Origin of the sequence: Streptomyces sp. NPDC052012 (assembly GCF_040689265.1) — a bacterium.
In the GTDB taxonomy this organism is placed as follows: domain Bacteria; phylum Actinomycetota; class Actinomycetes; order Streptomycetales; family Streptomycetaceae; genus Streptomyces.
In genome coordinates this window covers 102,074-122,465 of sequence record NZ_JBFAXA010000003.1, presented here as the reverse complement: position 1 = coordinate 122,465, position 20,392 = coordinate 102,074, and the positions used below count along the sequence as shown (strand labels likewise).

Genomic DNA, 20,392 nt, shown 5'->3' with positions numbered 1-20,392 from the left:
CGAGAGCACGCACCGGACGCCGCAGGGCCCGCCCTTCGGGCGGACGACGCGACTTTGCGGACACCCCCTAGGGGGTGTCGCCACGCGGTGAGCGCGCCCGCTCCCCGTGTGCCGCGCTCACTTCCAGCGCAGGAGGGCGCCCAGGCCGCCCACCGGGGTGTCGTCGCCGACGTCGGGGAGCACGGTGACGACCAGGGCGTCCGCGTCCGTCGTCACCGCGGAGCGGATCAGGGCGTCGTCCGCGCGGGCCGACCAGGACTGCTGCTCGCCGAGGATCTTCAGGTCGGTGCGGCGCACCGCCAGCTGGTCCGGGTCCTCACCGATCCACACCTCGCGGTGCGCGTCCGGCCCGTCCGGGCGGATCAGCAGCTCGTCGATGCGGTGCTCGCGCGCCGCCTCGACCAGCGCCGGAACGCCCTCCACGGCCCCGGCCCGGCCCGACTCGTCGGGGCTGCGGGCGGCCAGGAAACGCTCCAGCTCGGCCGCCGCGCGGGCCCGTACGTGCTCGGTCCGCGCCTGCTCCACGTCCTCGTCGAGCAGCCTGCTGCCGGCGCCGTGCGACGCCTCCACCACCAGGTCGTGCAGCCGGTGCGGCAGCCGCTGACGCACCGCGTGCCGCTCACGGTCGTCGCCGACCAGGATCAGCAGATCGGCCCCGGTCTCCTCCTGGCACACCGCGAGCGCGTCGGCGATCTCCGCCGCGTTGTGCTCCCAGGTGTTCTCCACCCGCAGCTGGAAGTGCCGCTCGGACCAGTCGACCGAACTGGTGCGGTGCACCGGCCACTGCCGCCCGGTGACCCCGCCGGCGTCGCCCCGGCCCAGCGCGCTGCGCAGCTCGAAGTCGGCGCCCTTGCGGTCCACGTAGGCGACGACGCACACCGGGTCCTCACCGGCCAGCTCCAGCAGCGGGGCGACCCTGGGCAGCGGCGCCCACTCGGCCCAGTCACCCTGCGGCGCACGGGCCAGCGGCGGATCCAGCACCACCTCGCCGTTCCGGGCGAACAGCGCCCGCCCGTGTGGCTCCGACGAGTGCCGCAGATCCTCGATCGCCTGGCTCACCGCCCGGCACGTCGCCTCGTCCGCGCCCTGACCGGCCAGCTCGCGGGCCATCGCCCGGGCCGTCAGGTGCCGCTCGTGGGGCGTGTCCTCCGTGTGCCGGGAGGTGTCGACGTACACGGAGGCCCAGGGCCCCGGATGTTCGTAGAGTGGATGCAGAAACGCGAGATCCATGGCTCCCTCCCGGATGCCGCTCGGGGTAGTGCGTGATCTGACCGGGCGGGTACCCGGACCGCACACCCGAAACGACGAGCGGGGCACCACGATGACCGGAGTCGACCCGAGCCGCCTGGACGACCAGCAGCTGATGAAAGAGCTGGAGACCATCCACCGCACCCGGCACGACACGCTGCTGTACGGGTCCAACGACGCGCTGCGCACCCACAACGAGCGCATGGCGCAACTCGAGGGCGAGTACCTGCGCCGCAACCCGAGCCGCCCCGTGGCCGCGGGCCGCACACGCGAGGGCGCCCGCGACCGCAACGGCGCGGACACCACGACACCCACGACGCCGGGGACCTGAACCGATCGGTCCAGGTCCCCGGCGTCGTGTCGGTGTGCCCTCGGGCACCGCCTGGGCGTTCAGGCCGCTTCCTGGCCGAACACCTCCAGGAACGTCTCGCAGAACGCCTTCAGGTCGTCCGGCTTGCGGCTGGTGACCAGCTTGCTCGGAGCGTGGTCACAGATCTTCACCTGCTCGTCCACCCAGGTCGCCCCGGCGTTGCGCAGATCGGTCCGCAGGCTCGGCCAGCTGGTCAGCACGCGGCCGCGCACCACGTCCGCCTCGATCAGCGTCCACGGCGCGTGACAGATCGCCGCGACCGGCCGCCCCAGCTCGAAGAAGTCCCGCACGAAGGCGACGGCCTTGTCGTCCATGCGCAGGAAGTCGGGGTTCGCCACCCCGCCCGGCAGGACCAGCCCGTCGAAGGAGTCGGCCGGCGCATCCCCGACCACCTCCTGCACGGGGAAGGTGTCCGCCTTGTCGAGATGGTCGAACGCCTGGATCTTGCCCGGCCGCGTCGACACGAGCACCGGCTCGTGACCGGCGTCCACCGCCGCCTGCCAGGGCTTGGTCAGCTCGACCTGCTCCACGCCCTCCGGCGCGGCCAGAAACGCGATACGCATGACAGTCCTCAAATCCTTCCCACTGCTGTGCCGGTACGGAGCCTCAGTCGTCCGGCTCCGCGCGGCTGATGTCGGCCAGTGCCGAATCGGGATCCTGCGCCTCGGCCAGATCACCGAGGCTGACCATGCCGACCGGCAGCCCGTTCTCGACCACCGGGATCCGTCGCACGGCCTTCTCCCGCATCGCGGCCACCGCCGTCGACACCCGGTCGTCCGGGCCGAGGGTCAGCGGATCCGGCGTGCACACGGACCCGGCGCTCACGCTCATCGGGTCCGCGCCGTCGGCGACCGCCCGGACGGTGATGTCCCGGTCGGTGAGCACGCCCACGACCCGCTGGCCGTCGGCCACCACCACGTCGCCGATGTTCTGCGTGCGCATCAGCTGCGCCGCCTCGACGAGCGAGGCGTCCGGACGCACGGCGACCACGCCCGGAGTCATCACGTCCTTGACGAACTCGGCCATGACTGGGCCATCCCTTTCGGTCCTCGGCCGGCTATGCGGTCTCCGTCTCCCGGGAGCGGGTCAGCGCCTCCGCCAGCTCCTGGACGTTGGCGTAGCGCGCCTGCCGCGGCAGCCGCTCCAGCGCCTCGATCAGCGCGTCCGGCGCATGCCGTCGGTCCAGAGCGCGCATCAGCTCGCGCGGGCCCGCGGGGAACGCGCCCCGGCCCAGGATCCGGGCCAGTTCCAGCCGCACCGACTCCAGCGACGTCGGCCCGCGGCTCGGCGTCACCGGGCCGTACGCGACCTCCGGATCGTCCTCGGCGGACGGCTCCGGGTCGTGCCACTCCTCGGTGCGGGTGGGGTGCCCGGACCTCAGCAGGCCCTGCAGCTCGTGCTTCATCTCGTCGTCACGGTGGACATTCAGCCGGTCACTGCCTCGCTGCATGTCTCCCTCCTGATCCTTCGGGGTCCGCACCGCGTACCCGGCAGGGGCGGGCCGACACGGGTTTCCCGGCCACGGATGCGGTCAGCGGCCGCTGGTTTGCCCGCGGCGCGCCGGGTGACCCGAACGGCACGCCCCCCACGCGCCTCCTGGAAAGGACCGGCCATGGCGGTGCTCGCCGTACTGATCCCGCTGCTCATGCTCGGCATGATCCTTGTGCTGGGCCGCTACGAGGAGCTGCTGCTGCCCCTGCGGAGCGAGGGCGACACCGACCGGCCGGAACCGGCCGCCGCCCCCCTCGCCCCCCTCGCCGCTAATCCTTCTGCTTCCGCCGCTGCCCCGCCCCCGGCAGGAACTCCTGCACCTTCGCCTTGAAGCCCTGTTTGATCATCGAGCCGCGGTCGGCGTCGCCCTTCAGGATCGAGGCGACCGTGGCCTCCAGCTGGTCCCAGGTGGCGTGCGGCGGGATCGGCGGCACGGCGGGGTCGGTCAGGAACTCCACCACCGCCGGACCGTCCGCCTCCAGCGCGGTCCGCCAGCCCGCCTCGACGTCCTCCGGCTTCTCCACCCGCACCCCGGTCAGCCCCAGCGAGCGGGCGAACGCCGCGTACTGCACGTCCGGGAGCTCCTGCGACGGCAGGAACGACGGGGCGCCCTCCATGGCCCGCATCTCCCAGGTGACCTGGTTCAGGTCCCGGTTGTTCCACACCGCGACCACCAGCCGCGGGTCCTCCCACTGGTGCCGGTACTTCGCCGCCGTGATCAGTTCCGCCATCCCGTTCATCTGCATCGCGCCGTCCCCGACCAGGGCGATCGCCGGCCGGTCCGGGTGTGCGAACTTCGCGCCGATGACGTACGGCACCCCGCAGCCCATCGTGGCCAGCGTGCCGGACAGCGAGCCGCGCATCCCCGGGCGCATGGTCAGGTGCCGCGCGTACCAGTTGGCGGTCGAACCAGAGTCCGACGTGATGATGGCGTTGTCCGGCAGCAGCGGGTCGAGGGCGCACGCCACGTACTCCGGGTTGACCGGATCGGCCGACAGCTCGGCCCGCCGCTCCATGATCGCCCGCCACCGCCGCACGTTGTCGCACACCGTGTCGTACCACTCGCGTCCCCGGCCCCCCTCGATCAGCGGGATCAGCCGCTCCAGCGTGGCCTTGGCGTCGCCGACCAGGTTCACCTCGTAGGGGTAGCGCATCCCCACCATGTGCGGATCGATGTCGATCTGCACCGCCCGCGCGTCGCCGAACTCCGGCAGGAACTGCGAGTACGGGAACGACGAGCCGATCGTCAGCAGCGTGTCGCAGTCCCGCATCAGCTCGTACGACGGACGGGTGCCGAGCAGACCGATGGAACCGGTGACGTACGGCAGCTCGTCACTGAGGACGTCCTTGCCGAGCAGCGCCTTGGCGACCCCCGCACCGAGCAGCTCCGCGATCCGCTCCACCTCCGCCCGAGCCCCCGCCGCGCCCTGGCCGACCAGGATCGCCACCTTGTCGCCCGTGTTCAGGATCTCCGCGGCCCGCCGCACCGCGTCGTCCGACGGCACGGCCGTCCACGAACTGCGGTCCAGGCTGGAGGGCACCATCTTGAAGGCGTGCGTCGGCGGCGAGTAGTCCAGCTCCTGCACATCGCCCGGGAGGATCACCGCGGTCGGGCAGCGGCGCGCGTACGCGGTGCGGATCGCCCGGTCCAGCACGTTGGGCAGCTGCTCCGGCACCGTCACCGTCTCCACGAAGTCGGAGGCGACGTCCTTGAACAGGGTGTGCAGATCGACCTCCTGCTGGTAGGAGCCGCCCATCGCGCTGCGATGCGTCTGACCGACGATCGCCAGCACCGGCACATGGTCCAGCTTGGCGTCGTACAGGCCGTTCAGCAGGTGGATGGCCCCCGGTCCGGAGGTGGCCGCGCACACCCCGAGCCGTCCGCTGAACTTGGCGTAGCCGACCGCCTCGAACGCGGACATCTCCTCGTGCCGCGACTGGATGAACACCGGCTGGTTGTCGGCCCGGCCCCACGCGGCGAGCAGGCCGTTGATGCCGTCACCGGGATAGCCGAAGACGTGCTCCACCCCCCACTCGCGCAGCCTGTGCAGGACGTGGTCGGAGACCTTCGTGCTCATGTACGACCTCCCGGACGTGACGTGTTGGGGTTGCGCGCGGGTCGTACGAGTGACCGAGCGCGTCCGCGGAAAACCTGCGCCGGGGGTTTGGCCCCCGGGCCCGGGGGCAGGCGCCCCCACAGTGCTTCGGACAGGAGGCACGTCCGTGGAAGCGGCCCTCGCCGCACCCGGGTGCGCCTGTCCCGAATCCCAGGCGCCCTCCCCACGGTGACCGTCCGTCCCCGAGCACTCCGAGGGAGTTGCGACGCACCATGCCGACCCGAGTGAGCGCCAAACCCCATCCGCACGACGACGCCCCCGACACCGCCGAGGCGTTCCGCAGGCTGGCCGCCCTTGCGGAGGGCCCCGAGCGCGACGCCCTGCGGGACGAGATCGTCGAGGCCTGGCTGCCCATGGCCGACCGCCTCGCCGGACGGTTCCGCAGCCGCGGCGAGAACTTCGAGGACCTGCGCCAGGTCGCCGCGCTCGGCCTCGTCAAGGCCGTCGACCGGTACGACCCCGCCCTGGGCAACGCGTTCGAGAGCTATGCCGTGCCGACCATCACCGGCGAGATCAAACGGCACTTCCGCGACCACATGTGGACCCTGCACGTGCCGCGCCGGGTCCAGGACCTGCGCAACAAGGTCCGGTTCGCCGCGCAGGACCTCTCCCAGACCATCTCCGGCCGGCGGCCCACCGTCGCGGAGATCGCCGAGCACGCCGACCTGAGCGAGGAGGAGGTGCGCACCGGGCAGGAGGCGCTGGAGAGCTTCACCGCGCTGTCGCTGGACGCGGAGCTGCCCGGCAGCGACGACGGGTACTCGCTCGGCGACGCGCTGGGCGCGCCGGATCCGGCGCTGGACACCGTGGTCGACCGGGAGGCCGTCAAGGAGCGGATCGCCGCGCTGCCGGAGCGGGAGCGGGCGATCCTGTACATGCGGTTCTTCGGGGACATGACGCAGAGCAGCATCGCGCAGGAGCTGGGGATCTCGCAGATGCATGTGTCCCGGTTGATCAGCCGGTGCTGCGGGAGGGTCCGGGACGAGGTGCTGGGGGACGCCTAGCGGGGTGCCGAGGGGGCAGGTCCGGTGATCGGAGGTTCACTCGGTCGGGTCCTGGCGCGGGCGGGGTGGCTTCGGGCGGGCTGTGATGGGTGTGGGGCACGCCCCGCGTGCCGTCGGGAAACGGCGTGCCCCCAGTCGTCGCTCGAAGGAGCCCGCACCATGCGCCGCACCGTACGCGCCCTGTCCCTCGCCGCCGCAGCCGGCACCGTTCTCGGCGTGCTCGCACCGGTCGCGTCCGCGAGTCCGCCCGCCCCACCGGAACCGGGGGCCGCCACCCACTCCACCTGCCCGCCGCAGAAGGGGCACCAGCAGTGGGAGGGGCAGGGCGGCAGTGCCTATCAGGAGGATGAGGGGGACGAGCTGGCCGAGCTCGAGGCCGAGCTGGACAGTCTCGAGGCGGAGGCCGACGTGCCCGTCCCCGCGCCCGAGGACAGCGGTGAGGCGGACCCGTTCGCAGCCGATGAGTCACACGAGTCCGAGGACGCCGCCGAGCTGAGTGGAAGCGATGCGAAGAAGCCCGATTCCAAGCCGTCCTCCAAGCCGTCCGCCGGGCACACCAAGGACCCGCACTGCGGCCGCACACCCGTACCGGGGGGCGTCCACGCGGGCGGGGGCGGCTCCTTCACCGACTCCGTGCCCGCCCTCGCCGCCGGCGGACTGCTGATCGCGGGTGCGTTCGGGGCCGCCGCGCACCGGCTCTACCGCCGCAGGGACAGCCGTACCCACGGGTGAGGCGCCGTTCCCCGGCCGGGGGCGCCCATGCTGTGAGGTGCGTGACCCCGCGCGCCACCCATGGCCCGGCGGCACCCTGGGTACTGACAGGCCTAGGGTGCCCCACCGGCACACGGCATCACGGCACCACAGTCACTGCGCGGAGGCACCGATGCGGACCGACCCGGAAGGCCATGGACCGGTCCGCTTCGGGCCGTCCGTCCCCGACGACGGGCTGCCCGTCCTGCCCGAGCTGTCCGCCGTCCTCGCCGCCGCCGCGTCCCGCCCGGCCGCGGAACCGGTCGGCGGCGGCCCCGCCCTGCTGGACGCCGCCCGCGGCTACTGCGAGCGGCGCGGACTGCCCGGCGCGTCCGACGGGATCGCCGCCGCCCCCGGCGCGCCCGCCCTGCTGGTCGCCCTGACCGCGGCCATCGGCGGCGACGTCCTCGTGCCCAGACCCTGCCCCGCCTGGTGGGCGCCCTACGCCCGCCTCCTCGGCAGACCCGCCTTCCACGTGCCGACCCCGGCCGAGAGCGGCGGCGTACCCGACCCGTACGCGCTGCTGGAGACCGTGCGCCGGGTCCGCGCCGAGGGCGGCGATCCGCGTCTGCTGGTGCTGTCGGTCGCCGACGACCCCACCGCCACCGTCGCCGCGCCCGAACTGCTCCACGAGACCCTCGAGGCCGCCGTCGGCGAAGGGCTGTACCTGGTCAGTGACGAGACCTGGCGCGACACCCTGCACGCCCCGCACGACACGGTGCTGCTCAGCCCCGCCGAGATGCTGCCCGAGCGGGTCACCGTCGTCACCGATCTGTCCGGTGCCCTGCTCCCGCCCGGCTGGCCCGCCGCGCTCGCCCGCTTCCCGCCCGGCCAGGACGCGGACGCGCTGCACGCGCGCGTGCTCGACGTGCTCACCGCGCTCGACGCACGCGTCGCCGCCCCCGTCGCCGCCGCGGCCGGGTACGCGCTGACCGAGCCCGAGCCGGTCACCGGGCGCGTCACCGACGCCGTACGCCTGCACGCACGCGTGGCCGCCGCCGCACACGCCGCGATCGTCGCCGCCGGTGCCCTCGCCCGGCCCCCGCAGTGCGGCCGGCACCTGTATGTCGACCTCACCCCGCTGGTCCCCGCGCTCACCGCACGCGGCGTCGGCGACGCCCAGGAACTGGAGGACTTCCTCACCGCCCGGCTGGGCATGCCCGCGCCGGGCGGCCACCGCTTCGGCGACGACCTCGAGGCCCCGCGCGTCAGGCTGTGCACCGCCCCCCTGCTGGGCGACACCGCCGAGCGCCGCGAGGAATGCCTGCGCTCACCGGCGCCGTTGGAACTGCCGCATGTGCAACGCGCGTTGAATCACCTGCAGTCGGTCTTCGACGAACTTTCGTGACGACGCTCAGCGATGGGAGCCTCCTCGATGACGCAGCAGTCCGAGTCGACCTCCACCAGCACCACCACGCCGAAAGCCGACGACCCGGCCCCCCTCTCACCTCTGCCGGCCTCCCCTCTGTCACCGTCGCCCGTCGCGCCCCCCTACCCGCCGCTCGCCGAACCCCGCCCGCTCGCCGAACGGCGCGTGTGGCCGCGCACCTTCCACGACCGGCTCACCGCCCCGCTGCCCGGCCTGAAGGCCTTCGCCCGGTTCGCCCGCGAGGGCGCCGTGAGGCCGGGCCCGGAGGGCCTCGCGGACATCCACCGGCTGCCGTACGAACCCGGCCCGCTGCCCCGCGTCGACGCCCGCAGCATCGCCGTCACCTGGGCCGGACACGCCAGCTGGGTGCTGCGGATCGGCGGGCTCACCGTCCTCACCGACCCGGTGTGGTCCCGCCGCATCCTCGGCACCCCGGCCCGCGTCACCCCGGTCGGCGTCGCCTGGGAGGCGCTGCCCCGCGTGGACGCGGTCGTCATCAGCCACAATCACTACGACCACCTGGACGCCCCCACGCTGCGCCGGCTCCCGCGCGACACGCCCGTGTTCGTACCGGCCGGACTCGCCCGCTGGTTCCACCGCCGCCGCTTCACCCGGGTCACCGAGCTGGACTGGTGGGAGGCGGCCGAACTGAACGGCGTCCGCTTCGACTTCGTCCCGGCGCACCACTGGTCCAAGCGCACCCTCACGGACACCTGCCGGTCGCTGTGGGGCGGCTGGGTGCTCACCGCGCCGGACGGGCGGCGCGTCCACTTCGCCGGCGACACGGGGTACGGCCACTGGTTCTCGCGCATCGGCCGCCGTTATCCCGGCATCGACCTCACCCTGATGCCCATCGGTGCGTACGATCCGCGCTGGTGGCTCAGCGATGTCCACTGCGACCCCGAGGAGGCGGTGCGCGCCGTCCAGGACCTCGGGGCCCGCCATATGGCGCCGATGCACTGGGGCACCTTCATCCTCTCGGCGGAACCTGTCCTGGAACCTCTCACCCGCGTGCGCGCGGCCTGGGCGTCCGCCGGGCTGCCTCGCGATCATCTGTGGGATCTGGCGGTGGGGGCTTCGCGCGTCCTGGAGTGACGGGGCACTCCGCCGTAGTGCCGCGTTGTGTCGTCGCTTGCGTGCGGCGCCGTCGTGGCTGGTCGCGCAGTTCCCCGCGCCCCTTGGGGGGCTGCCGCAGTCGGTTGCCTGCCGCGTCGTCGTGGCTGGTCGCGTCCGCGCGGCGGTAGGCGCAGGTCGGGTACAGGCCCGCCGTTTTGGGGGTGCTGCCGTCGTGGGTCGTGTGCGGCGCCGTTGTGGCTGGTCGCGCAGTTCCCCGCGCCCCTTGAGGGGCTGCCGTAGTCGGTTGTGTGCCGGGTCGTCGTGGCTGGGCGCGGCGGTCGGCGCGGGGCGGGTACAGCCCCGCGTCCCTGGGGGGGCTGCCGTAGTCGGTTGTGTGCCGCGTCGTCGTGGCTGGGCGCGTCCGCGCGGCGGTAGGCGCAGGTCGGGTACAGCCCCGCGACCCTCGGGTGCTATCTGGTCAGCGGGGTTTCAGGCGGCGCCAGGCGCTTGGTGCCGCGCTGATCAGAAGGGTCAGGAGCACCGCTGCCAGGACGCCCTCCCACGGTTCCGCGAACAGTGAGCCGCCGAGCACTCCGATCAACTGGTACGTCGCCGTCCAGGCGAGGCAGGCCGGGAGGTTGCCGCGGACGAAGCGGCGCAGCGGCCACTTGGCCAGCAGGCAGGCCAGCATCACGGGGAGGCGGCCCGCCGGCATCAGCCGGGACAGGACCAGCACCGCCACCCCGTGATCCGCCAGCTTCTCCTGGGCCTGCGCCAGCCGGTCCTCCGGCGCCCGCGCCCGGATCGCCTCCAGCCAGCGCGAGCCGTTCTTCGACCGCATTCCGCGCCGCCCCAGCCAGTACAGCGCCACGTCTCCGAGGAAGGCGGCCAGCGACGCCGTCACGAACACCAGCGCCATCGAGAACGGCGCCGCCCGATGGACCGCGACCACGGCCGCCGAACTCACCAGCGCCCCCGTCGGTACCACGGGCACCAGCGCCCCGATCAGCACCAGCAGAAACAGCGAGGGATATCCGATCGCCTGCTGGGTGGACTCCGGTGCCACGGTCGCCGGTGCGGCCGCCAGCGCGGCCACGGCGGACCACGGCGCACCGGCCGCCGGCGTCAGGGCGGCGGGCAGGATCACCGAGCGACCTCCAGGCGCACGCTCTCGCCGTGCCGCAGCCGGTGCACCGAAGCGGCGGGCGCGTGCTCGGCCGCCAGCCGCACGAACTCGTCGCCCGGCGCGTGGAACTCGTGCGGGCGCACGGCGTCCATCCCGATCGGCCAGTACGTGCCGTAGTGCACCGGCACCGCGCTGGGCGCCCCCAGCCGCGCCAGCGCCTCGGCCGCACGCCGCGCGTCCAGGTGCCCGTCACCGAGGTACGGCCCCCAGCCGCCCACCGGCAGCAGCGCCACGTCGACCGGCCCGACCTCCTTGGCCATCGCGTCGAACAGGCCCGTGTCGCCCGCGAAGTACGTGCGTGCCTCGCCCTCGACGACGTAGCCCAGCGCGGGGGAGCGGCGCGGTCCGAGCGGCAGCCGCCGCCCGTCGTGCCGCGCGGGCACCGCCCGTACCACCACGCGCCCGACCTCCGTCACGTCGCCCGGCGCCACCTCGCTCACCCGCAGATGCGTCAGCCGGCGCAGCCCGGGCACGGCACGGGGTGCGCCCCGGGGCACGAGCAGGCGCGTACCCGGGGCGAGCCGGGCCAGCGAGGCCAGATGCAGATGGTCGGCGTGCAGATGGGAGACCAGCGCCACGTCCGCGTAGCGCGCGTCCGGCGGCGGCAGCGCACCGCGCCGGCGCCGCAGGTGGGCCAGCCGGCGCGCGAACAGGGGGTCGGTGAGCACGCGCGTGTGCGAATCCTCGACCGTGCACGTGGCGTGACCCCACCAGGTGATCTCCACCGGCACCTCTTCGCCTCCTTCACGCGACTCCCCGAAGCGTACGGGCAGGAGTAGGGTCGGCGGCGAAAACCGGAGGTGAGGGGGCGCCATGGGGCCGGTGCGGGTGACGGCGATCGCGAGTCTGACGCCGCTGGAGCAACTGGACGCCGATCCCTTCCTGGTGGACTCCCGCAGTCAGCACGCCATGTGCGCCCGCTGGGCCGCCGAGCACGGCTACGTGGTGACCCGGGAACTCCTCGTCCGCGGGCTGCGCCCCGACCACGGCGTCCTGTGGGAGGGCGTGCGCCCCGGCACCGACCTGTTCGTCGCCCCGAGCCGCCGGGTGCTGGAGAGCGCCCTGTCCTCGGTCGAGGAGTTCACCGCGGAGTGCGCCCGACGCGGTGTGCGCGTGGATACGGTGGGCCGTGCCGAACCGTCCTACGACGCCGCGATGAAGGCCCGCGTCCACCGCAGACTGTCCATGCCGACGGCGGGCTACGACGGCTGCTGACCCCGCGCCGCCCGCCCGGCACCGGCCGGGGACGAACCGGCACGTCCGGCCGTTGTGACAAGGTGAGTGGGGGCCCGCGGGAACGACGGGCCGGGACGTGAGGTGTGCGGGCGTGGGTGGCGGGCGGTGGCGGCGGATCGCCAGTCAGACAGGGCGGAGTGTCGCGGTGTGGGCGGTCTCCACGCTCACCATGCTGCTGCTCGCCGGGATCCTGCCGGACTTCCGGCTGCGCTCCGCCGACGGCGACAGCGCCACCGACATCGCGGTCACCGCCGCCCTCGGCGCGGGCGCCTTCGGCCTGCTGTCCGCGCTGGTGTGGCCGCTGCTGGTGCGCCTGCTGCTGCTCGTGCCGGCGCTGGTCCTCGGACTGCTGGTGTTCTTCCTCAACGGCGCCCTGCTGTGGCTGGCGCTGCGCGTCAACCCCGTCGAGCGCGGTGACGCCGCACCGGAGACCGCCGTCGTGGTGGCCGCCGTGATGTCCGCCGTCGCCTCCGCCACCGGCGCGGCCCTCGCCGTCCGTGACGACGACGCCTACCGGCGCCGGCTGTACCGGCTCGCCGACCGCAGACGCCGCTCCACCCCGCCCTGCCCGGCCACCCCCGGCACCGTCTTCCTGCAGCTCGACGGCGTGGGCCACGACGTGCTGCTGGACGCCGTCGGCAAGGGCCTGATGCCCACCGTCGCCCGCTGGCTCGGCGCGGGCACCGACTCCGCCCCGGGCACCGGCGCCGACCCCGGCGGGCAGCCCACCCACCGGCTCACCTGCTGGCGCACCGACTGGTCCAGCCAGACCGGCGCCAGCCAGCTCGGCATCCTGCACGGCAGCAACTTCGACGTGCCCGCCTTCCGCTGGTACGAGAAGGCCCGCCGGGAGGTGATGGTCTGCAACCGCCCGACCAGCGCCGCAGAACTCCAGGCCCGCGCCATCGAGTACGCCGGACACGCCGGGCTGCTCGCCGGCGACGGCGCCAGCCGCGGCAACCTCTTCAGCGGCGGCGCCGAGGAACAGGCCCTGGTGCTGTCCATCGCCACCCGCCGCCGCGGCCCGCACAACCGCTCCCGCGCCGGCTACTTCGCCTACTTCTCCGACCCCGCCAACGCCGTACGCACCGCCCTGTCGTTCATCGCCGAGGCCGGCCGCGAGATCGGCCAGTCCACCCGGGCCCGGCTCAGCAAGCAGCGCCCGCGCGTGTCCCGCGGCGGGCTGTATCCGTTCGTGCGTGCCTTCGCGACCGTCGTCGAACGGGACGTGGTCGTCGCGGCCGTGATGGGCGACCTGCTCGCCGGCCGCACCGCCGTCTACGCCGACCTGGTCGCCTACGACGAGGTGGCGCACCACTCGGGACCGGCGAGCCGCGACGCCGAGAAGGTCCTGAACCGCCTCGACCGCGCCCTGGCCCTGATCGAGAAGGTCGCCGAACACGCCCCGCGCCCGTACCGCATCGTCGTCCTGTCCGACCACGGGCAGAGCCCCGGCGAGACGTTCCGCGCCCGCTACGGCCTCACCCTGGGCGACCTGGTGCGGGCGGGCTGCGGACTGCCCGTACCGCGCCGCGCGGGCCGCACCCACAGCGGCGCCGAGGCCCGCGCGGCGGTCCGCGCGGCACTGCGCAGGCCGGTCGAGGAGGGCGCCGAGCACTACCGGCCCGGCCGCGGCTCCGAGCCGATCGTGCTGGCCTCCGGCAACCTCGGCCTGGTCTCCTTCCCGGACGTGCCGCACCGGATGACCAAGGAGGAGATCGACGCCCGGCACCCGGCCCTCCTGCCGACCCTCGCCAACCATCCCGGCATCGGCTTCCTGCTGGTGCGCAGCGAACGGCACGGCGGGGTCGTCCTCGGCGCGTACGGCGCGGAGATCCCGCTCGACGAACTCGACGACAACCCGGGACCGCTCGCCGCGTTCGGCCCCGGCGCCGCCGACGTCGTCCGCCGCACGCACTCCTTCCCGCACACCGCCGACATCATGGTCAACTCCTTCCACGACCCGGCCGACGGGGAGGTCCTCGCCTTCGAGGAGCAGATCGGCTCCCACGGCGGCCTGGGCGGCGCCCAGTCCCGCGCGTTCCTGCTGTCCCCGCTCGCCCTGTCCGCGCCGGCCGCCGACGGCACCGAACTGGTCGGCGCCGAGCAGGTCCACCATGTGCTGCGCCGCTGGCTGAACGAGTCGGACGGCGCACGCCGACCGCAGGAGCCGCGCCGCGAACGCGCAGCCTGAGCACCCGGCCGACCGCGCCCGCCCCCGGAAATTCGGCTGCGTGCGAGATCGCCGCCACGCACACTGGTCGCACCGGACGCCGCACCGCCGCGCGACCGATTCCCGAACCCTCCCCCCGTCCAGGAGCCCGTGCGTGCAGGCTGCCGTCACCGTCACTCCCGCCCGTGTCCCCGACCTGCTGCTCGGCCTCGCGACCGTGCGGCCGGTGTTCCTGTGGGGCGCCCCCGGCATCGGAAAGTCCTCCCTGGTCAGGGAGTTCGCCGAGTCGCTTGGCCTGGAGTGCGTGAGCCTGCTGGGCACCCAGCTCGCCCCCGAGGACCTGATCGGCGTCCCGCAGATCCGCGACGGCCGCTCCGTGTTCTGCCCGCCCGAGGCCATCGCCCGCGACGAGCCGTACTGCCTGTTCCTGGACGAGCTCAACGCCGCCACCCCGGACGTGCAGAAGGCGTTCTACTCGCTGATCCTGGACCGCCGCATCGGCACCTACGAACTGCCCAAGGGCTCCGTCGTCATCGGCGCCGGGAACCGCTCCACCGACAACGCGCTCGCCCGCCCCCTCGCCTCCGCGCTGGTCAACCGCCTCACCCACGTCCACCTGGAAGCCTCCCCGAAGGACTGGCTGGTCTGGGCCGCCGGCAACGGCATCCACCCCTGGATCCTGGACCACCTCACCGACCGGCCCGACCACCTGTGGTCCAAGCCGCCCAAGACCGAGGAGCCGTTCTCCACGCCCCGCTCCTGGCACATGCTCTCCGACGCGCTGCACTCCTTCGGCCGGGACCTCGACGAGGACACCCTGAGGGCGCTCGCGCACGGCACCCTCACCCCCGCGCACGCCACCGCGTTCTGCGGCTACGTCAAGATCGTGCGCAGCCGCTTCGGCATCGAGGCGATCCTGCGCGGCGACGCCCGCTGGCCGCACCGCCCGGAGGACCGCGACCTGCTGTACTACCTCGCCGAGTCGTTCCGCGGCCGGCTGATCAAGGAGCTGCCGGCCAGCAAGGAGCACATGTCGGCGAGCGGCCGGCAGACCGCCTACCGGGCGAAGTCCCTGCTCGTCCAGCTCGCCGAGATCTCCGTCGAGGTCGCCCAGACCGTCATCGCCTCCGACACCGACGGCAACCCGCTGCTGCCCTCCTGGTTCCTGGTGGAGGCGGCCCGCGACATGCCCCGGCTGGTGGAGGCACGGCGGTGAGCCGCTCCCCGGCGAAGAAGGACAAGAAGAAGCGGGACCTGGCGGGGGAGGCGTTCGCGGAGGGCATGCGGCTGCTGCGCGCCAACCCGGCGCTCGCCGCACTCGACTTCGACACCTGCCGCCGCGAGGACTGCGCCATGGCCCCCCGCCACGGTCTGCTGCGCGTCGACTCCAACGGCACCCTGCACGCCCACCCGGCCCGCATCGCCGACCCCGCCGTGTGGGCCTGGTCCCTCGCGCACGCCGCGCTCCACCTGGGCTTCGGCCACGTCCCGGCCGCGAAGGAGGAGCGATCCCAGCCCGAACGCCACGAGCTGGCGGCGCGCTGCGTCGTCGTCAACCGCTTCCTGCTCACCTTCCCGGTGGGCCGCGCCCCCGACGACCTGCCGCTGTCCTACCCGGACGGCGACGAGGAGCAGCTCGCCGCCGCCTGGCGGCGCACCGGCGTCCCGGCCGCCTACGAGCACTGCGGCACCGCGGGACACGAGCACGACCAGGTGCTGGTGCCGTGGGGGTGGTTCGGCCGGCAACTGCCCGACTGGCCGCTCGCCTTCGCCACCGCCCTGACCCGCACCGTGTCCGCCGCGATGGACATGGCGGGCGGCCGCCGCGACACCCTCGACGCCGAACCGAGCCGCCGGCGCCCCTGGGAGGAGGCCCTGAGCTGGTTCGTCTCCTCCTACCCGCTGCTCGGCGGGATCGCCGCCGGCATGAAGCTGGTCGCCGACGCCGAACTGGCGCGCGCCCACGGCATCTCCGTCGCCGCGGTCGACGCGGAGGCCGGCGAGATCTACGTCAACCCGCTGCGCCGCCTCGACGACGAGGAGTGGCGGTTCGTCCTGGCGCACGAGATGCTGCACGCCGCCCTGCGCCACGGCGACCGCTGCGGCGGCCGTGACCCGTATCTGTTCAACGTCGCCTGCGACTACGTGATCAACGGGTGGCTGCGGGAGATGCAGATCGGCACCATGCCCGAGGGCCTGCTGTACGACCCGGAGCTCGCCGGGCTGTCCGCCGAGGAGGTCTACGACCGCATCGCCGGCGACCTCAGACGCATGCGGCGCCTGGCCACCCTGCGCGGCAAGGGCCTCGGCGACATCCTCGGCGCCCCGCTCGGACCGCCCCGCGACCACGTCGACCTCGACGGCTTCTACCGCCGCGGGCTCGCCCAGGGCCTGGACCTGCACCAGCGGCAGGAGCGCGGCTACCTCCCCGGTGGGCTCGTCGAGGAGATCCGCGCGCTCAGCCATCCGCCGCTGCCCTGGGACGCCCGGCTCGCCCGCTGGTTCGACGAGTTCGTGCCCCGTCCCGAGCCGGTGCGCTCGTACGCCCGCCCCTCCCGGCGCCAGGCGTCCACCCCGGACATCCCGCGCGCCGGACGGTACTTCCCGCCCGAGGAGGTGCCCCGCTGCACCTTCGGCGTCGTCCTGGACACCTCCGGCTCCATGAACCGCACCCTGCTCGGCAAGGCACTCGGCGCCATCGCGTCCTACGCCGAGGCCCGTGACGTGCCGGCCGCACGCGTGGTGTTCTGCGACGCCGCCCCGCACGACGCCGGCTATCTGCCGGTCACCGAGATCGCCGGCCGGGTGCGGGTGCACGGCCGGGGCGGCACGGTGCTGCAGCCCGGCATCGACCTGCTGCAGCGCGCCGCCGACTTCCCGCCCACCGCGCCGGTCCTGGTCATCACCGACGGCTGGTGCGACGTGCTGCGGGTGCGACGCGAGCACGCCTATCTGATCCCCCGCGGCGGACGGCTGCCGTTCACCGCGAGGGGCCCGGTCTTCCGGGTGAGTTGAGCCGTAGTGTGATCGGATGGGTGCGGGAACCCGCAGCGACGGGACTCCCGGACCCGGCACCGCCGGACACACGGCCGGACATCTTGCGAAAGGAAGCGTCATGGCAGCCACGCGCTCCGCACACACCGTTTGGGAAGGCAACCTGTTCAAGGGCAGCGGGGTCGTCACCTTCGACTCCTCCGGGAGCATCGGCGAGCAGCCGGTGACCTGGGCGTCGCGGACCGAGGAGGCGAACGGGAAGACCAGCCCCGAGGAGCTGATCGCCGCCGCGCACTCCAGCTGCTTCTCCATGGCCTTCTCCAACATCCTCGACAAGGCAGGCACCCCGCCCGCCCGCCTGGTGACCTCCGCCGACGTCACCTTCGTGCCGGGCGAGGGCATCACCGGCATCCACCTCACCGTCGAGGGCACCGTCCCCGGCATCGACGAGGCCGCGTTCCTCGCCGCCGCCGAGGACGCCAAGGTCAACTGCCCGGTGAGCCAGGCGCTGAAGGCCACGAAGATCACCCTGACGGCGAAGCTCGCCTGACCTTTGCAGGACAACGCAGGCCGCCCCTCACCGGGCGGCCTGCGGCACGTCACCCCCTGGAGCCGACCCCCATGCCGTCCCGCCCCGCCGTCTCCGCCCATCAGGGCGGCTCCGAGCGCGCCGCCCCGGCGACCTGGGAGGCGTACGAGGACGCCGTCGCCTCCGGTGCCGAGTACGCCGAGCTGGACGTCCGCCGTACGGCCGACGGGGTCTTCGTCGTCCACCACGATCCCCGCGTCGGCCGCACCGGCCCCCCGCTGTCCGCGCTCACCCACGCCGAACTGTGCGCCCGCGCCGAGCGGCCCGTGCCGGTCGTGGACGACGTGCTGGAGCTGATCGCCGGCAAGCTCGTCGCCCATCTGGACCTTAAGGAGACCGGCCACGAGCGGGACCTGATGGACCGGGCCGTCGCCCTGCTCGGCCGGGACGGCTGCGTCGCCACCACCCTCGAGGACCGCTCCGTCGCCGCCGTCACCTCCGCCTTCCCCGGCGTACGCACCGCCCTGTCGCTCGGCCGGGACGGCAAGGAGATCCCCCGCGGCCGGCTGCTGTCGACCCGGCTCAGCGAACTGCTGCCCATGCGCCGGGTGCGCGCCTGCGGCGCCCACGGGGTCGCCGTGCACCAGCGGCTCGCCCGGGCCACCGTGCTGCGCGAGGCCGCCCGGCACGGACTGTTCACCATGGTGTGGACGGTCAACGCCGACGCCCCCATGCGTGACTTCCTCACCGACCCGCGCGTGGACGTCCTGATCACCGACCGCCCCCGGCGCGCGGTGGAGCTCCGCGCCGGCCCGCACACACCCGCGCCCGCCGCCGACCCCCGCCGCTGAGCCGTTGACAAGCACCCACTCAAGCTATTGACAACCGGCCGCTCAAGTTTTGTGCTGGAAGTCCGGAGAGGTGCCCTGGCGGAAGGGGACAGCGATGGGACGTGCGGTCGGAATCGACCTGGGAACCACCAACTCGGTGGTCGCGGTGCTCGAGGGCGGTGAGCCCACCGTGATCGCCAACGCGGAGGGTGCGCGGACCACGCCCTCGGTCGTGGCCTTCGCCAAGAACGGCGAGGTGCTGGTCGGCGAGGTCGCCAAACGGCAGGCCGTCACCAACGTCGAACGCACCGCCCGCTCCGTCAAACGGCACATGGGCGACGCCCAGTGGCGCTTCCCCGAGCAGGGCTCCGTGGACGGCACCCGCTACCGCGCCCAGGAACTGTCCGCCCGCGTCCTGCAGAAGCTCAAGCGGGACGCCGAGTCCTATCTCGGCGAGGACGTCACCGACGCCGTGATCACCGTGCCCGCGTACTTCGACGACTCCCAGCGGCAGGCCACCAAGGAGGCCGGGGAGATCGCCGGCCTGAAGGTCCTCAGGATCATCAACGAGCCCACGGCCGCCGCCCTGGCGTACGGCCTGGACAAGGAGAACGACCAGACCGTCCTCGTCTTCGACCTAGGCGGCGGCACCTTCGACGTGTCCCTGCTCGACATCGGTGAGGGCGTCATCGAGGTCAAGGCCACCAACGGCGACACCCACCTCGGCGGCGACGACTGGGACCAGCGGGTCGTCGAGTACCTCGCCAAGCGCTTCAAGGGCCAGTACGGCATCGACCTCGCGCAGGACAAGATGGCCGTGCAGCGGCTCCGGGAGGCCGCCGAGAAGGCCAAGATCGAGCTGTCCTCGTCCTCCGAGACCACCATCAACCTGCCCTACATCACCGCCTCCGCCGAAGGCCCGCTGCACCTGGACGAGAAACTGACCCGCGCCCAGTTCCAGGAGCTCACCGAGGACCTGCTGGAGCGCTGCAAGACGCCCTTCCACCAGGCCGTCAAGGACGCCGGGGTGAAACTCTCCGCGATCGACCACGTCATCCTCGTCGGCGGCTCGACGCGCATGCCCGCGGTGACCGACCTGGTGCGGGAGCTGACCGGCAAGGACCCGCACAAGGGCGTCAACCCCGACGAGGTCGTCGCCGTCGGCGCGGCCCTCCAGGCGGGCGTCATCCGCGGCGACGTCAAGGACGTGCTGCTGCTCGACGTCACCCCGCTGTCCCTCGGCATCGAGACCAAGGGCGGCATCATGACCAAGCTGATCGAGCGCAACACCACGATCCCCACCCGCCGTTCGGAGATCTTCACCACCGCCACCGACAACCAGCCCTCGGTCGGCATCCAGGTCTACCAGGGCGAACGCGAGATCGCCGCCTACAACAAGAAGCTCGGCGTCTTCGACCTCACCGGCCTGCCGCCCGCCCCGCGCGGCGTCCCGCAGATCGAGGTGGCCTTCGACATCGACGCCAACGGCATCATGCACGTCTCCGCCAAGGACCTCGCCACCGGCCGCGAACAGAAGATGACCGTCACCGGCGGCTCGGCGCTGCCCAAGGAGGACATCGACCGCATGATGCGGGAGGCCGAGCAGTACGCCGAGGAGGACCGCAGGCGCCGCGAGGCCGCCGAGACCCGCAACCAGGCCGAACAACTCGTCTACCAGACCGAGAAGTTCCTGCGCGAGAACAGCGACAAGGTGCCCGGCGACACCAGGTCCGAGGTCGAGGCCGCCGTCTCCGAGCTCAAGCAGCAGCTCGAACAGCAGGCGGACACCGCCGCCCTGCGCGCCGGCGTCGAGAAACTCGCCGCCGTCAGCCAGAAGATGGGCCAGGCGATGTACGCCCAGACCCAGCAGACCCCCACCGAGGACGGGGGTCGGCACGCCGGGGCGCAGAGCTCGTCCGGGGCTTCCTCGCAGGACGAGGAGAGCGTCGTCGACGCGGAGATCGTCGACGACGAGAACACCGACGGGAACGCCGACCGCAGGGGCGGGGCGGCCTGAGCCGCCCGGCCCGCCGCCTGGT

The 20,392-nt window shown here is 73.4% G+C and carries 18 protein-coding genes and 1 pseudogene; 12 read left to right on the top strand and 7 right to left on the bottom strand.

All coding sequences use genetic code 11. The annotated features are described in order from the left end of the window. Window positions 1-117 precede the first annotated feature (117 nt). Window positions 118-1,230: a Vms1/Ankzf1 family peptidyl-tRNA hydrolase gene (locus AB0412_RS07735; protein ID WP_366401604.1), complete on the bottom strand. Its 1,113-nt coding sequence runs from the start codon at window positions 1,228-1,230 to the stop codon at window positions 118-120. Window positions 1,231-1,321: 91 nt separating this feature from the next. On the opposite strand from AB0412_RS07735, the gene AB0412_RS07730 reads away from it, so the two are divergent. Next, window positions 1,322-1,579, top strand: a complete 258-nt coding sequence (locus AB0412_RS07730) for a DUF6158 family protein (RefSeq protein WP_366401603.1) — start codon at window positions 1,322-1,324, stop codon at window positions 1,577-1,579. A 59-nt stretch (window positions 1,580-1,638) separates the two neighbouring features. Here the strand turns inward: AB0412_RS07730 and AB0412_RS07725 are convergent, their stop codons facing one another. The 4 genes from AB0412_RS07725 to AB0412_RS07710 all read right to left on the bottom strand — a co-directional run bounded on the left by AB0412_RS07725 (window position 1,639) and on the right by AB0412_RS07710 (window position 5,187). After that, window positions 1,639-2,181, bottom strand: coding sequence for a type 1 glutamine amidotransferase domain-containing protein (locus tag AB0412_RS07725; RefSeq protein ID WP_366401602.1), 543 nt, complete (start codon window positions 2,179-2,181; stop codon window positions 1,639-1,641). A 43-nt stretch (window positions 2,182-2,224) separates the two neighbouring features. Further along, window positions 2,225-2,644, bottom strand: a complete 420-nt coding sequence (locus tag AB0412_RS07720; RefSeq protein WP_366401601.1) for a CBS domain-containing protein — start codon at window positions 2,642-2,644, stop codon at window positions 2,225-2,227. Window positions 2,645-2,675: 31 nt separating this feature from the next. Further along, the gene (locus tag AB0412_RS07715) at window positions 2,676-3,068 is read right to left on the bottom strand and encodes a DUF2795 domain-containing protein (RefSeq protein ID WP_366401600.1); all 393 of its coding nucleotides are present in this window, start codon (window positions 3,066-3,068) and stop codon (window positions 2,676-2,678) included. A gap of 310 nt (window positions 3,069-3,378) precedes the next feature. Then, complete coding sequence (locus AB0412_RS07710) at window positions 3,379-5,187, bottom strand: thiamine pyrophosphate-requiring protein (protein ID WP_366401599.1); 1,809 nt, start codon at window positions 5,185-5,187, stop codon at window positions 3,379-3,381. Window positions 5,188-5,438: 251 nt separating this feature from the next. On the opposite strand from AB0412_RS07710, the gene AB0412_RS07705 reads away from it, so the two are divergent. The 4 genes and pseudogenes from AB0412_RS07705 (at window position 5,439) to AB0412_RS07690 (ending at window position 9,444) form a co-directional block, all read left to right on the top strand. Further along, window positions 5,439-6,230, top strand: coding sequence for an RNA polymerase sigma factor SigF (locus tag AB0412_RS07705; RefSeq protein ID WP_366401598.1), 792 nt, complete (start codon window positions 5,439-5,441; stop codon window positions 6,228-6,230). A 159-nt stretch (window positions 6,231-6,389) separates the two neighbouring features. Beyond that, a complete protein-coding gene (locus tag AB0412_RS07700) occupies window positions 6,390-6,962 on the top strand; it encodes a hypothetical protein (protein ID WP_366401597.1) in 573 nt (190 codons plus the stop codon). A gap of 151 nt (window positions 6,963-7,113) precedes the next feature. After that, window positions 7,114-8,359: pseudogene (locus AB0412_RS07695) on the top strand (aminotransferase class I/II-fold pyridoxal phosphate-dependent enzyme). Beyond that, window positions 8,356-9,444 (top strand): MBL fold metallo-hydrolase, encoded by a 1,089-nt coding sequence (locus AB0412_RS07690; RefSeq protein ID WP_366401596.1) that lies wholly within the window; start codon window positions 8,356-8,358, stop codon window positions 9,442-9,444. The pseudogene AB0412_RS07695 and the gene AB0412_RS07690 overlap by 4 nt, the downstream one beginning before the upstream one ends. 439 nt (window positions 9,445-9,883) lie before the next feature. On the opposite strand, the gene AB0412_RS07685 is transcribed toward AB0412_RS07690, so the two are convergent. Next, on the bottom strand, window positions 9,884-10,501 hold the full coding sequence (locus tag AB0412_RS07685) for a VTT domain-containing protein (protein ID WP_366401955.1): 618 nt from the start codon (window positions 10,499-10,501) through the stop codon (window positions 9,884-9,886). A gap of 47 nt (window positions 10,502-10,548) precedes the next feature. Next, the gene (locus tag AB0412_RS07680; protein ID WP_366401595.1) at window positions 10,549-11,322 is read right to left on the bottom strand and encodes an MBL fold metallo-hydrolase; all 774 of its coding nucleotides are present in this window, start codon (window positions 11,320-11,322) and stop codon (window positions 10,549-10,551) included. An 82-nt stretch (window positions 11,323-11,404) separates the two neighbouring features. Between AB0412_RS07680 and AB0412_RS07675 the strand changes: the two genes are divergently transcribed. The 7 genes from AB0412_RS07675 to dnaK all read left to right on the top strand — a co-directional run bounded on the left by AB0412_RS07675 (window position 11,405) and on the right by dnaK (window position 20,370). After that, window positions 11,405-11,806 (top strand): hypothetical protein, encoded by a 402-nt coding sequence (locus AB0412_RS07675; protein WP_366401594.1) that lies wholly within the window; start codon window positions 11,405-11,407, stop codon window positions 11,804-11,806. A 166-nt stretch (window positions 11,807-11,972) separates the two neighbouring features. Next, window positions 11,973-14,021, top strand: a complete 2,049-nt coding sequence (locus tag AB0412_RS07670; protein ID WP_366401593.1) for a phage holin family protein — start codon at window positions 11,973-11,975, stop codon at window positions 14,019-14,021. 133 nt (window positions 14,022-14,154) lie between these two features. Continuing rightward, window positions 14,155-15,216, top strand: coding sequence for a MoxR family ATPase (locus AB0412_RS07665; protein WP_366401592.1), 1,062 nt, complete (start codon window positions 14,155-14,157; stop codon window positions 15,214-15,216). Further along, window positions 15,213-17,015 (top strand): hypothetical protein, encoded by a 1,803-nt coding sequence (locus tag AB0412_RS07660; RefSeq protein ID WP_366401591.1) that lies wholly within the window; start codon window positions 15,213-15,215, stop codon window positions 17,013-17,015. Before AB0412_RS07665 ends, AB0412_RS07660 begins: the two co-directional genes overlap by 4 nt. A 100-nt stretch (window positions 17,016-17,115) precedes the next feature. Continuing rightward, complete coding sequence (locus tag AB0412_RS07655; protein WP_366401590.1) at window positions 17,116-17,544, top strand: OsmC family peroxiredoxin; 429 nt, start codon at window positions 17,116-17,118, stop codon at window positions 17,542-17,544. Between the two features lie 71 nt (window positions 17,545-17,615). Continuing rightward, window positions 17,616-18,374, top strand: coding sequence for a glycerophosphodiester phosphodiesterase family protein (locus tag AB0412_RS07650; protein ID WP_366401589.1), 759 nt, complete (start codon window positions 17,616-17,618; stop codon window positions 18,372-18,374). 94 nt (window positions 18,375-18,468) lie between these two features. Next, window positions 18,469-20,370, top strand: coding sequence for a molecular chaperone DnaK (gene dnaK / locus AB0412_RS07645; protein WP_366401588.1), 1,902 nt, complete (start codon window positions 18,469-18,471; stop codon window positions 20,368-20,370). Window positions 20,371-20,392: the final 22 nt, after the last annotated feature.